This window comes from Gordonia sp. PvP123, from assembly GCF_040547295.1.
GTDB classification, from domain to species: domain Bacteria; phylum Actinomycetota; class Actinomycetes; order Mycobacteriales; family Mycobacteriaceae; genus Gordonia; species Gordonia terrae.
In genome coordinates this window covers 58,033-71,035 of sequence record NZ_JBEPPN010000001.1, presented here as the reverse complement: position 1 = coordinate 71,035, position 13,003 = coordinate 58,033, and the positions used below count along the sequence as shown (strand labels likewise).

Here is a 13,003-nt window from a genome sequence, read left to right as displayed (position 1 = left end):
GCGTCCGCGGGGCACGTGCGATGTTTGCTGATAGTCCCAGGCAGCTGAGGTAACGTTCATCCCGCATTCGGTGTCGGCGTGCTCTGCCCCGACATCGCCGCGACGTCACAGTTCGCCGGCACCCGTCAGCGGGTGGACGGCCGAGTGGGAGGGATTCATGACCGACCCGTACAACCCCAATCCGTCTCACCCGAATCCGCAAGCGAACCCGGGCCCTTCCGGCGATCAGTCCGGTACGGACGGCAAGACCGAGATCGTGAACCTTCCCGGCGGCGGGCAGTCCGGCGCGCCGCAGGCGGATCCGACCACCATGGCCCCCAACCCGGCCGCGCAGAACCCGGGTCATGGTCAGCCGCAACCGGATCCGTACCAGCAGAACCCGTACCAGCAGCCTTACAGAGCACCGGGTCAACCACCGTATTCGGGCCCGGCCCAGTCGCAGCCGACGCAGGTGGGCAATCCCGGTCAGTACGGTCAACCGGGCGCACAGCAGCAGTACGGCCAGCCGGCTGCCCAGTACGGGGCACCGGGCCAGTACGGGGCGCCCGGGCAGGGTCAGTACGGCCAGCAGCCCTACGGCCAGAATCCGCAGGGCGTCGCGGGACCGAACGCCCAGAACCCCTACGGCCAGAACCAGTACGGCCAGAATCAGTACGGTCAGAATCAGTACGGGGGCGGCGACCAGTTCAGCGGGATGGCGACCGGGAAGTCGAACAAGACCGCCCGGACACTGATGTTCGTCGGCGGCGGTGCGCTGATCCTCATCGCCGCGATCGTGCTGATCACCGCGTTCCTGTTCCCCGGCTGGGCACCGAAGAACCTCGACCAGCAGGCCGCCCAAGACGGTGTGCAGAAGATCCTCACCGAGGACTACCAGGCCAGCGAGGTCTCCGACGTGCAGTGCCCGTCCGGCCAGCGGGTCGAGACCGGTGCGTCGTTCACCTGCTCGGTCACCGTGGGCGGACAGCAACAGCAGGTCACCGTCACGTTCATCGACGACGACGGACGCTACGAGGTCTCGCGCCCCAGCTGATCGAACCTGAGCCGGCTGTCACACCAAGGCCTCAGCCGGCTGGCACGTAGAGGCCTCAGCCGGCCTGCGGCCATCCGAGGGCCTTCGCCAACCGCCCGACCGACGCCCCGATGCCGAGTTCCTCGACGAGCTCGGCGAGCGCCGCGGGATCGGCGGGTTCGGCCGGCAGGACGTCCGAGCCGCTGTCGATGGTGTCGGCGTCGGTACGCACCGAGACGACGATGCGTGCCGCCTGCAGGTAGTCGACCGACGCGAGCAGTGACTTCCGGCTCCGGGTGGGCACCGACGACGACGGGTCGGCGGCGGCCGCCTCCAGGGCGTCGAGGCTGCCGTACTCGGTGATCAGCTTCGCCGCGGTCTTCTCACCGATACCGGCCACACCCGGCAACCCGTCCGAGGGGTCACCGCGCAACATCGACATCTCCGCGTAGCCGATCCCGGCGCGGTCGACCGGCACGCCGTACTTCTCGGCAACTTCCACCGGACCCATCATCTCGGCTTTCGCCAACCCTCGGCCGACGTAGAGGACGCGCACCGGTACCGGATCGTCGGCGACCACCTGCAGCAGGTCCCGATCCCCACTGACGACGATCACCGGATCGTTCGCCTCGTCGTAGGCAAGGGTGCCGATCACATCGTCGGCTTCACATCCGACAGCGCCCGAGGTCGCGATGCCCGCAGCTGCGAGAACGGCCATGATCATGTCGACCTGCGGGGTGAGCGTGTCGGGCACCTCTTCGACGTCGACCTCCCGGCCCTCGACATCGGTGCCCCCGGCCTCGGTGTCACCGTCGGGGACCGCGACGCGATGGGCCTTGTAGGTGGGGATCAGGTCGGTGCGGAACTCCGGGCGCCAGTCGAGGTCCAGACACACCACCAGGCGCGACGGCCGTTCGCGCACCACGAGATTGGCGATGGTGTCGACGAAACCCCGGACCGCGTTGACCGGGCGTCCGTCCGGACTCGTCATCTTCTCCGGGAGGGCGAAGAACGATCGGAACCACAGGCTCGCGCCGTCGAGCAGCATCAACGAATCCGTCACCCCCACACTCTGTCATGAGTCGGCGGTAGTGTTCGTCGCATGGCATCTGGGAACGGAGCAGCACGGGTCGCGACGTCGGGAGTGGGGGCCGAACCGCTCTTCGGCGCGGAGGTGTACCGGGACCGGGTCCGCCGTGCCGCCGACCTCACCCGCGCCGCAGATCTCGACGCGCTCGTCGTCGCACCCGGACCGGACCTGCGCTATCTGGTGGGATCGCGGGCGGAGACCTTCGAACGGCTCACGGCGCTCGTGATCCCCGCGGCCGGTGACCCGCGACTGGTGATCGCGCGGCTCGAGGTCCCGTCGCTGTCGGCTTCGGCGGTGGGCGATCTCGACATCGAGGTGGCCGACTGGGTCGACGGTGACGACGCCCACGCGCTGGCGCTGGCGGGGTTGCCGTCGCAACCGCGCATCGCCGTCTCCGATTCCATGCCCGCCCTGCATGTGATCCCGCTCGCCCGGCACACCGGCGCCACACCGCAATTGGCGACCGACGTCCTACGCGAACTCCGGATGATCAAGGACGCCGCGGAGATCGACGCTCTCCGCCGCGCCGGCGCCGCGATCGACCGCGTGCACGCGCGCATGGGCGACTGGTTGGTCCCCGGACGCACCGAGCGGGAGGTCGCCGCCGACATCGCCGCCGCGATCATCGAGGAGGGGCACACCGAGGCGGCGTTCATCATCGTCGGGTCCGGCCCCAACGGCGCCGATCCCCACCATGAGTTCTCCGACCGGGTCATCGAGCGGTCCGACATCGTCGTGGTCGACATCGGTGGTCCGGTCGAGCCGGGCTACAACTCCGACTCCACGCGCACGTACTGCTTCGACGATCCGCCCGCCGACATCGCCGATGCTTACGCCGCACTGCTCGAGGCGCAGCGCGCGGCCGTGGCCGCTGTCCGGCCCGGGGTGACCGCGTCGTCGATCGATGCCGCGGCGCGCGATCTGCTCGCCGAGCGCGGCCTGGCCGAGCGGTTCATCCACCGCACCGGGCACGGCATCGGGCTGTCGGTGCACGAGGAGCCCTACATCGTCGGCGGCAACGACATCCCGCTGCGGGCCGGCATGGCATTCAGCGTGGAGCCGGGCGTCTACGTCTCCGGCCGATGGGGTGCCCGGATCGAGGACATCGTCGTCGTCACGGAGGACGGCTGCGAGTCCCTCAACAACCGCCCACACGAACTCGTCCGGCTGTAAGTCGCGGGCTGGTGTCACGCGACATCGACTCATCTGCACCCTGACCAGTGCGATAGGGGTGTTTGACCAGTTCGGCGCCGAATTCCGACGACGATGGTCGTGCGGTTGAGTCGTGGACTCGTCGTGTGGCCAGGGGTACCGCCTCATCGCTGGTCGAGCCGGACCGAGCGCAGCCGCCGGGCCGAGCAAGCGACGAAGGAACGGGTCGAGGTCGAGGAGCCGAGTCGAAGCCACGCGCCACAACCACCCCATTGCTGTTGAAGACACTGGCGAATGCCGTTTCGGCTGCCGGACTTCGGTCCAGGTCAGTCGGTCGACTTGAGGTTCGTTGGTGTGATGGGTGTCGCTCCGGGTGCAGGTCAGAGGTCGGCGAGAAGCGTCATCAGATGCGCCTCCACGAGCGACGGGCGGGGCATCGGTGGTCCGGGCCGTGGTGGGCGGACGTCGATGACGTGGCTGGTGGTCAGCCATGAGCGGCGCGCGTCGTGGGGGTGTGGCGTCTCGGGGCGTGCTTGATCGCCGGGCTGCGTTGGCGGTCCGTGGATCTCGGCGCGTATGTCGCGTAGGTGTGCGGCGAACTGCCGGGGTATGTCCGGTCGGCGGTTGATGCGTTCGGGGTTGGGTGGTGCGCCGGGTTCGGCGTTCAACCGCCAGAGGCAGCGGCCTTCGTCGGGTCCGGAGCGTTCGATGCGGGTGGTGTACTGGCCGGGCTGGTCGCCGACCATGCGGTTGTGCCGCGGGCAGGCCGGGGCGAGGTCGTCGATGTCGGTGGAACCACCTTTGGCCCAGTCTTTCTGGGCGTGATGGAGTTCGACGTGGGTGGCGGGCTGGTCGCATCCGGGTGCCGAGCACACTTCACCGTCCGGGCGGGCGAAGGACACGAGGCGTTGTTCGCGGGTGGCCAAACGTTTCCCCCTACCGAAGTACAGCGGCACGGCGGTCGAATCTTTGAAGATCGCCAACCACGGCTGCACGTCGGCGCCCATCGCGAGCAGGTCGGGGATGGGCAGCAGGGTGCCGGTGGCGGTGGTGGCGAGCCCGGCTTCGCGGATCAGATCATTGAGATCGGCTTTGATGATCAGATGGGCGGGCAGGCCGCGGTGCGACTTTCCGAGAATCCCGTCTGAAAAGCCAGCGGTGAGTGCGGCGTCGAGCGCATCGTGATTCGTCTGGGCGGGGGTGCGTTGATCACGGTCGGCTGCGGTGGCCAGGGCGTCGGGGTCGGCGGTGCCGGCGGGTCCGCTGGGCGAGTTCGGGTCGTCGGGGTTGTTGAGTCCGGGTCTACCCCAGACGGCGAACATCATCGTCAGTCGGGCATTCAGTTCAGGACTGAGGGTGCCGGAGATGGTGGCGGTGCCGTCGGCGCGTTGCCGCCCGATCCACACGCCGCGGCGTCGTTTCTGGTCGGTGTCGTCGGCCAGGGTGCCGTCCGGGTCGAGGTGCGCGAGGAGTCGCGCGCCGAGTTGGGTGATGTCGGCGGGCGTGTGATCGGCGGCGATCTCGGCCATTTGTCGTTCGGCCGCGACCTTCACATCGTGGTCGACAGCGTGGGGGATCTGGTCGAGGACGTCGAGGGCTGCCTGGAGGTGGGCGGTTCCGACGGAACCTTGTGCGAATGCCTCGGCGAGGGACGGGTGTTCGGGCGTAAGCACTTCGCCGCCGAGGCTGGTGCGGGTGGCGGTGGCGTCCATCTGCTTACGCCGCCGCACCGGGTTGGAGACCCGCAGCCGGTGGGTCATGAACTGCATGAGTGTCCTGCAGCCGGTCTTGCGGGGTAGGTCACGAGCCTCGACCTGATCGATCTGCCGGTCACCGGCAACGGTCAGGCGTGCGATGGCACGTTCGGTATCGGCTGCCACGTCGGCCAACTCGGTATCGGTACACGGCGACAAGTCCACAGTCTGCAACTCATCGAGGATCGTATGCAGCTCGGTCACCAGCTCGACGGCACGCGTCTTGGGCGCTGCCGAATCGCCTCCGACGGGTGTGGTGTCGGCCATGACGGTCACCTCCCCCGAGACCCGTTGCTACGAATGTACGTTCGAGTGTACACGCGATCGGAGGATCAGGACAGGCGAAAAGTGTTGTCTGGCTACTGATCTGACGGCCGCATGGCGCAGTAAGGTTGTCGGTGACGTGTGATAGAGGCGGGAACCCCGTCGACGACATCCACGCCCACGGCGAGCAGAATCCGACCTCACATGCTAGCGGCGCTAGCTGAACAACGACGCGGACCCCAGGACTCGGCTCACACTGATCTCGATCACCACGCGGCGCGGATTCGGCCTGGGTTCCCGGTATCGCTGCGCGTAGCGCTGCTCGGCCTCGCGCACGTGGTCGGGTTCGCGGCGGACCGTCGCGGGTCCCTCCAGGGTCAACCACCGCGGGCCGTCGACATTCGTGACGGCCGCGTAGGCGCCACGCTCGGCGTTGCGGACCTTCTGATTGCCGTCCGAGGTGATGACCCGTGCCAGTCCGGCCTCGGGATCCCACGTGAAGCCGACGGCGACGGCGTGTGGCGTGCCGTCGGCGCGCAGCGTGGTGAGGGTCCCGAGGTGGCGTTCGGTGAGGAACGCGAGCGCATCGGATCCTAGGTCGGCGGCGGTGCGAGGCATGACCCCACGATAGAGGTCGGTCTCGGGGCCGGTGCGATACTGGTGGTCATGTCATCACGCAGCAACGGGGCATCGGCGCGTCCGGACGCCGACCCGGCCGGCACCCTCGTGCTGTTCGGCGGCCGCAGTGAGATCGGCGTGGCCACCGCCGCGCGTCTCGCTCACGGGCGGACCGTCGTGCTGGCGGCTCGTCGCCCCGACGACCTGGCCGACGAGACGGCTCGCCTCCTCGACGCCGGGGCGGTGGCGGTGCACACCGTCGCATTCGACGCGAACGACACCGACTCCCACCCCGCACTCGTCGAGTCACTGGCGCAGCGGTACGGGCCGATCGGGATCGCGATCGTCGCGTTCGGCATCCTGGGGGACCAGGCCCGCGCCGAAACCGATGTGGCACATGCGCTTCAGATCGCCCACACCGACTACTACGCCCACATCAGCGTGCTCACACCGCTCGCGTCCGTCCTGCGCGCTCAGCGCTCAGGCACGATCATCGTCTTCTCGTCGGTCGCGGGTATCCGGGTGCGCCGTGCCAACTACGTCTACGGCTCGACGAAGGCCGGACTCGACGGGTTCGCGAGCGGTCTCGCAGATGCGTTGCACGGCACCGGCGCCCGCCTGCTGTTGGCCCGTCCCGGGTTCGTGGTCGGCGCGATGACCCGCGACCTGATGGAGTCCGGAGTGAAACCCGCACCGCTGTCGCGCAATCCCGAGCAGGTGGCCGACGCGGTGGCGCGCGCCTTCCACAAGGGACGCGGCGAGGTCTGGATCCCGGGTGTGCTCCGCCCCGTGTTCTTCGGGATGCGCCTGCTGCCACGCGCCGTGTGGCGGAGACTTCCCCGATGACGGCCCCGGATACAACTCACGGGTCGCCACCCGCATCCGAGTTCGTCGTGATCGGAATCGGTGCCGATGGTTGGCCCGGACTCGGCGAGACGGTGCGTGACGAGTTGCGTCGTGCGCAGGTGATCTACGGTGCCGCACGACAATTGGCGCTCCTCGACGGCGCTGCATCCGAACTCGGCGCGCAACTGCGACCGTGGCGGTCACCGATGTCGGAACACCTGGCCGAGGTCGTGGCGGGCGCCGGGAGCGCAGCGAGCGGGCCCATCGAGGCGGGCACTGGGACCGCAGCGACCGGGCCCATCGAGGACGGCACCGCGCACGCGGGCATCGTCCACATCCTGGCCAGCGGCGACCCGATGTTCCACGGGGTCGGCGCCAGCATCATCGGCCGCGTCGGCGCGGACCGGGTGCGGGTGTATCCGGCGGTGTCCAGCGCAAGTCTGGCCTGTGCGCGCCTCGGCTGGGATCTCGCGACCACCCGGATCGTCAGCGCGGTGCGGGCCGAGCCGAGCGTCGTGCTCGGCGAGGTCACCGACGGGGCTCGCGTGCTGATACTGAGCCGCGACGAGACCACCCCCGCGGCCGTTGCGACGCTGCTCGTCGATGCCGGTTTCGGGTCTTCGACGATGACCGTTCTCGAGCAACTCGGTGGCCCTGCCGAACAGATCGCCACCGACACCGCGGAGTCGTGGCGCCGTCGGGCCGGGGACCCGCTGAACATTGTCGCCGTCGACTGCGTTGGGCCCCGCCGGTCCCGCCTCCCCGGCCGGCCGGACGATGCCTATGAGCACGACGGCCAGATCACCAAGTCGACGATTCGCGCCCTGACCGTGTGCGCGCTCGGCCCGGCCGGGGCGCAGACCCTGTGGGACATCGGGTCCGGTTCCGGCAGCGTGGCGATCGAATGGTTGCGTGCCGACGACCGTGGGACGGTCGTCGCCTTCGAACGCGACTCCGAACGTGCTGAGCGGCTGCGCCGCAACGCAGCCCGCCACGGGGTGGCGCACCGGCTCACGGTGCGGGGGCCGGCTCCCGACGAACTCGCCGACGCACCCCGTCCCGACGCGGTCTTCATCGGCGGCGGACTCGACGAGGAGATCCTGTCGCTCGCCTGGGCGGCGCTCGCCGACCGCGGCCGGCTCGTCGTCAACGCGGTGACGGTCGAGAACCAGGCCCTCGTGACCCGGCGGCACGGCGAACTCGGGGGCACGTTGCGCCGACTGTCGGTCGAGACCGTGGCGCCCCTCGGCACGATGAGCACCTGGCGTCCGGCACTGCCGATCGTGCAGTGGGCGGTCGACAAACCGGCGCCGTCGACGCCCGACCCCGGGCCCGAACCCGCGGAGGCAGTCCGATGACCGTCTACTTCATCGGGGCCGGTCCCGGCGCGGCCGACCTCATCACCCTCCGGGGTGCGCGCCTGCTGGGGGAATGCGGCACCTGTGTCTACGCGGGATCGCTGGTGCCGCCGGAACTCCTGGCGCTGTGTCCCGACGGGGTCGAACTCGTCGACACCGCACGGATGCCGTTGCCGGACATCATCGATGTCATCGCCGCCGCCGACGCGCGGGGTCATGACGTGGCGCGCCTGCACTCGGGTGACCTCAGCCTCTACTCGGCGCTGGCCGAGCAGCAGCGCGAACTGACCGCACGCGGTATCGATCACCGGACCGTGCCGGGTGTCCCGGCGTTCGCGGCGGCCGCGGCCGCTCTGGGCACCGAACTGACCGTCCCGGGCGTCGGCCAGAGCCTGTTGATCTCGCGGGTGTCGACACTGTCGACCGACATGCCGCCGGGGGAGGACCTCGCGAGTCTCGCCGCGACCGGGGTGACGCTCGCACTTCATCTCGCGGCACACCGCGCCGAGGAGATCGTGGCGGCGCTCGCCCCGCACTACGGCAGTGAATGTCCTACCGCGACAGTGGCGTTCGCGAGTCGCGCGAACGAGCAGATCGTACGGTGCCCGCTGCGCCGGTTGCCCGAGACACTGGACGCCGCCGACATCCGCAGGACCGCGGTCATCTTCGTCGGTCGTGTGCTGGACCCGGCGAGGTCCGAGGCCACCGACAGCTACCTGTACTCGCACGCGCGCATGACCAAGCTCCGCACCGACCGTGAGTCGACGCGGTGACCGGTCCCGACACAACCGATTCGAGCCCGCCGGATGACGCTCGGCGCATCCTGATCCTGGGCGGGACGGGGGAGGCGCGGGCGTTGGCCTCGGCCCTGAGCGAGTCCGGCATCGAATTCATCAGTTCCCTTGCGGGTCGGGTGAACGACCCCCGTCTGCCGGTCGGCCCGGTGCGCATCGGCGGATTCGGTGGATCCGATGGTCTCCGCGACTGGTTGCAGAGCAACCGGATTCAGGCCGTGGTCGATGCCACCCACCCGTTCGCCGCGACCATCACCCGCAATGCGGCGCGAGCCACGGCCGACGCGGGGCTACCGCTGCTGCGTCTGCGCCGCGATCCGTGGGTGCCCGGCGACTCCGACACCTGGATCCGTGTGCCCGACCTGCCCTCTGCCGCACGAGAAGTGGCCGCCCGGGGCGGGCGGGTCTTCCTGACCACCGGACGTCAGGACGTCGGGGTCTTCGCGGGGATCGAGTCGGTGTGGTTCCTGATCCGGGTCGTCGACGCCCCGACCGGAGCGCTCCCGCCTCACCACGAGGTGGTGCGCTCGCGCGGGCCCTACGACCACGCGTCGGAGTCGAGGCTGTTGCGCGACAACGACATCGACATGCTGGTCACCAAGAACAGCGGCGGGCCGCTGACGTCGGCGAAGCTGGCGGCCGCCGCCGAACTCGGGATCGAGGTCATCATGGTCGACCGGCCCGACGAGCCCGACTCGCCGGTCGTCTCAGAGGTCGGGGCCGCCCGGGACTGGCTCGAGGCGCTGCTCGGCTGACTCGTCGGCAGTCTGATCGGTGGTGTCCACCGGACGGTGGCTGCGTGGCGTGAACACGAGCGGGCCCGCTGCGCGCTGCACGACCCGGGTCGCCGACGATCCGATGATGATCATCGTGCGCATGTCCACGACGGCAGGGTCGAAGTCCGCGACCGTGGTGATGGTGAGCTGCTGCTCCGGACCGCCGACATCTCGCCCGAGCACCACGACGCGGTCGGGCGACACCGTCTGGGTGAGCGTGTGCTGCAGGGCGCCGACCTGCCAGGTGCGGCTCGCCGACCCCGGGTTGTAGATGGCGATGACCAGATCGGCGCCGAGCGCGGCACGGATGCGTCGTTCGATGACCGACCACGGCTTGAGCCGGTCGGAGAGCGAGATGACCGCGAAGTCGTGTCCGAGGGGCGCGCCGACCGCTGCGGCGACCGCGGTGGCCGCGGTGACGCCGGGCACCACGCGGACGGGCACCTCGTGCCACCGCGGTTGTGCGGCAACCTCGGCGACTGCGGCGGCCATCGCGAACACGCCGGGATCACCGGAGGAGACGACGGCGACACGCGCGCCGCGTCGGGCGAGGTCGAGGGCGAATTCGGCGCGTTCGGCCTCCACCCGGTTGTCGCTGGCATGCACGCGCTGGCCCGGGCGAGGGGTGACGCGCTTGAGGTAGGTGGTGTACCCGACGAGGTCGGTGGCCGTGGCCAGCTCGGTGCGCACCTCCGGGGTGGTCCAGCTGTCGTGGCCCGGGCCGAGCCCGACGACGACGAGCTCACCGGGCACGGGTTCCGGCTCGAACCTCGGATTGTTGCGGCGTCCCGGGACGACGAGGATCGAGAAGTAGGGCACCTCCGCGGGATTCACGTCGGCGGCCGGGAGCACCCGTTCGACCGTCGTGGAGGCCCGCTCGACGTAGAACGCCTCGTCGAGACGCCCGGCCTCGCGGAGCGCGTCGCGCACCCGCTCGAAGGTCCGGCCGAGTTTCATCACGACGATCGCGTCCCCGGAACGGAAACGGAAGAGCAGCTCCGACGTCGACGCCGTACCCGGAACCACCGTGAGGGTCTCCTCGCCCTCGACGAGCGGGACTCCGGTGGCCGCCGCCGCCGCGCTCACCGAGGTCACGCCGGGCACGATCTCGGCGTCGAAGTGCGGCGACAGCCGCTTGTGCATGTGCATGTACGAGCTGTAGAAGAGCGGATCGCCCTCGGCGAGGAGGACGACGTCACGCCCGGCCCGCAGGTGGACCGCGAGGCGTTCGGCGCTCTCGGTGTAGAAGTCGTCGAGTGCGCCCTGGTAGCCGCCGGGGTGGTCAGTCGTCTCGGTGGTGACCGGGTACATCAGACGTTCCTCGGTCTGGCCCTCGCGCAGGTACGGCTCCGCGACCGACCTCGCGATGCTGTTGCCGTGCCGCGCAGAGTGATACGCGATCACATCCGCGGTGGTGATGAGGCGGGCGGCCTTGACCGTCATCAGTTCGCTGTCGCCCGGGCCGAGCCCGATGCCGTAGAGCGTGCCCTGACCCGACGTCTGTCCGGCGGCCGAGCTGTCCGAGTGCATGGGGGCCATCGTCATTCCTTCGGGGTCGCGAGCGCGTTGACCGCGGCCGCGGTGATCGCCGACCCGCCACGCCGGCCCGTGACCGTGATGAACTCGAGGTCGTCGCGCTCGGCCAGGGCCGCGCAGGATTCGACCGCGCCGACGAAACCGACGGGTGCGCCGACGATCGCGGCGGGACGGGGCGCACCGTCGTCTATCATGTCGAGCAGCGCGAACAGTGCGGTCGGCGCGTTGCCGATCGCGACCACCGCACCTTCCAGGCGGGGCAACCAGAACTCCAGTGCGGCAGCGGTTCTCGTGGTCCCCAGCTGCTCGGCAAGAGTCGGGAGAGTGGGTTCGGACAGGTGGCAGAGCACCTCGTTGTCCGCGGGGAGGCGTTTGCGGGTGATGCCGGAGGCCACCATGTTGGCGTCGCAGAGGATCGGGGCGCCGGCCTCCAGCGCGCCGCGCGCGGCCGCCACGACACCGGGCGTCGCGATCACGTCGCGCGTCAGGTCGGTCTGGCCGCATGCATGGATCATCCGGACGACCACGGTCGCGACGTCGGGCGCGAACGCGGAGAGGTCGGACTCGGCGCGGATCGTGGCGAAGGACTGACGGTAGATCGCGGCGCCGTCTCGTAGGTACTCGGTCATGGTGCTGACGAGCCTAACGGCGCCGCCGTTCGTATCCGCCGTCGGGCGTGGCCTCCACCGAGAGGTGGGATTCGGCCGGCGATCCGCAACCACGGGCGCAACCGACCCAGTGCTCGCGTTCGTCGACGGGGTCGCCGGCCTGCACACGGGCCATCAGGTCGTCCCGGACCGGGGCGTGGGCGGACGCGCACCCCGGCGCTCCGACGCAGCAGCTGACGGACGCCCAGGGCGACGCGGCATCGAAGATCAGGCCCATCGGGGCGAGCACGCGGACGACGGTCTCGGCCACGCCCTCGCCGAGATCGCAGAGCAGGATCTCGCGGTCGGGCGTGAACACGATCGGCGCCTGGACCGCCGCGATGAACTCCGCCAGCCGGGCCGGCAACCGACCGAGTTCGACGACCGCGCCGAGCAGGACCGCGCCGTCGTCCTGGTCGAACCAGCCGACGATCGGCTCGCCGGGGGCGCTCGGCGTGGTGTCCGGGTCGTCGTCGATCACCGGGTCGAGACCCGACGCGACGAGGTCGGTGAGTCGACGCCGGGCGTCGGTGTCGAGGTCGCGGACCCGCCACGCGCCGGGCGAGACCTCGCCCAGACCGGCAGCCACCGCGATCAGCGCGCTCACGATGGATTCCGGACCGGTGGCCGACCCGACGGCGACCCCGGCGATGCTGATGTCCGCCGCGAACGGCGTGTCGGCCCGGATCACCGCGCACGCATCCGGGCGTCGGGCGGCGATGTCCCCGCGGCCGTCGTCGATCCCGAACAGGAACCGGCCGGACAAGGAGGCCGCGGCCGGGTCGGCACGCAGCGCGTCGTCGAGGGCCGCGGCGAGCGGACGCGCGTCGGCGACCCCGCCGATACGCCCGGTCAGTGGGCTCAGCTCGATGTTGCGCACCTTGTCGTGGGTGCTGCTCGGCGCGAGCCCGGCCGCGACGACCGCCTCGGCGACGGCCTCGACGTCGGTGATCCCGCGCAGCTGGAGGTTGCCGCGCACCGTCAACTCCAGGTGCCCGTCGGCATGGTCGGCGGCCGCCCGGGCGAGCACCTCAAGCTGATCCGGACGGATCCGCCCGCCCGGCAGCCGGACCCGGGCCAGTGCGCCGTCGGCCGCCGGATGCGTGTCGAAGACCCCTGGGCAACGGTCGGCGGCGGCCCGGGCTGGCTGGTTCAT

At 70.3% G+C, this 13,003-nt stretch carries 12 protein-coding genes; 6 read left to right on the top strand and 6 right to left on the bottom strand.

The genetic code is table 11. The annotated features are described in order from the left end of the window. Window positions 1-157: 157 nt before the first annotated feature. The gene (locus ABIC25_RS00310; RefSeq protein WP_354559486.1) at window positions 158-1,033 is read left to right on the top strand and encodes a DUF4333 domain-containing protein; all 876 of its coding nucleotides are present in this window, start codon (window positions 158-160) and stop codon (window positions 1,031-1,033) included. 55 nt (window positions 1,034-1,088) lie between these two features. Here ABIC25_RS00310 and ABIC25_RS00305 read toward each other — a convergent pair whose 3' ends face one another. Continuing rightward, complete coding sequence (locus ABIC25_RS00305) at window positions 1,089-2,060, bottom strand: 5'-3' exonuclease (RefSeq protein WP_101818974.1); 972 nt, start codon at window positions 2,058-2,060, stop codon at window positions 1,089-1,091. 54 nt (window positions 2,061-2,114) lie between these two features. Here ABIC25_RS00305 and ABIC25_RS00300 point away from each other — a divergent pair, with 54 nt between their 5' ends. After that, the gene (locus ABIC25_RS00300) at window positions 2,115-3,275 is read left to right on the top strand and encodes a M24 family metallopeptidase (RefSeq protein WP_354559484.1); all 1,161 of its coding nucleotides are present in this window, start codon (window positions 2,115-2,117) and stop codon (window positions 3,273-3,275) included. Window positions 3,276-3,634: 359 nt separating this feature from the next. On the opposite strand, the gene ABIC25_RS00295 is transcribed toward ABIC25_RS00300, so the two are convergent. Both ABIC25_RS00295 and ABIC25_RS00290 read right to left on the bottom strand, forming a co-directional pair. Continuing rightward, a complete protein-coding gene (locus ABIC25_RS00295) occupies window positions 3,635-5,275 on the bottom strand; it encodes an HNH endonuclease signature motif containing protein (RefSeq protein WP_354559482.1) in 1,641 nt (546 codons plus the stop codon). 213 nt (window positions 5,276-5,488) lie between these two features. Then, window positions 5,489-5,890 (bottom strand): PPOX class F420-dependent oxidoreductase, encoded by a 402-nt coding sequence (locus tag ABIC25_RS00290; protein ID WP_004019041.1) that lies wholly within the window; start codon window positions 5,888-5,890, stop codon window positions 5,489-5,491. A 48-nt stretch (window positions 5,891-5,938) separates the two neighbouring features. On the opposite strand from ABIC25_RS00290, the gene dprE2 reads away from it, so the two are divergent. The 4 genes from dprE2 to ABIC25_RS00270 are packed head-to-tail and all read left to right on the top strand — an operon-like array spanning window position 5,939 to window position 9,643. Next, window positions 5,939-6,736, top strand: coding sequence for a decaprenylphospho-beta-D-erythro-pentofuranosid-2-ulose 2-reductase (gene dprE2, locus ABIC25_RS00285; protein WP_248645427.1), 798 nt, complete (start codon window positions 5,939-5,941; stop codon window positions 6,734-6,736). After that, entirely contained in the window at window positions 6,733-8,094 is a 1,362-nt protein-coding gene (gene cbiE, locus ABIC25_RS00280) for a precorrin-6y C5,15-methyltransferase (decarboxylating) subunit CbiE (RefSeq protein WP_354559480.1), read from the top strand. Before dprE2 ends, cbiE begins: the two co-directional genes overlap by 4 nt. Continuing rightward, window positions 8,091-8,867 (top strand): cobalt-precorrin-4/precorrin-4 C(11)-methyltransferase, encoded by a 777-nt coding sequence (locus ABIC25_RS00275; RefSeq protein WP_248645429.1) that lies wholly within the window; start codon window positions 8,091-8,093, stop codon window positions 8,865-8,867. The genes cbiE and ABIC25_RS00275 overlap by 4 nt, the downstream gene beginning before the upstream one ends. Beyond that, complete coding sequence (locus ABIC25_RS00270; RefSeq protein WP_354559479.1) at window positions 8,864-9,643, top strand: cobalt-precorrin-6A reductase; 780 nt, start codon at window positions 8,864-8,866, stop codon at window positions 9,641-9,643. Before ABIC25_RS00275 ends, ABIC25_RS00270 begins: the two co-directional genes overlap by 4 nt. Here the strand turns inward: ABIC25_RS00270 and cobJ are convergent. The 3 genes from cobJ to cobG are packed head-to-tail and all read right to left on the bottom strand — an operon-like array spanning window position 9,596 to window position 13,003. Beyond that, entirely contained in the window at window positions 9,596-11,203 is a 1,608-nt protein-coding gene (cobJ, locus tag ABIC25_RS00265) for a precorrin-3B C(17)-methyltransferase (protein ID WP_354559477.1), read from the bottom strand. The genes ABIC25_RS00270 and cobJ overlap by 48 nt on opposite strands. Before the next feature lie 2 nt (window positions 11,204-11,205). Next, window positions 11,206-11,829, bottom strand: a complete 624-nt coding sequence (locus ABIC25_RS00260) for a precorrin-8X methylmutase (protein WP_239398743.1) — start codon at window positions 11,827-11,829, stop codon at window positions 11,206-11,208. 13 nt (window positions 11,830-11,842) lie between these two features. After that, window positions 11,843-13,003 (bottom strand): precorrin-3B synthase, encoded by a 1,161-nt coding sequence (gene cobG, locus ABIC25_RS00255; protein WP_354559476.1) that lies wholly within the window; start codon window positions 13,001-13,003, stop codon window positions 11,843-11,845.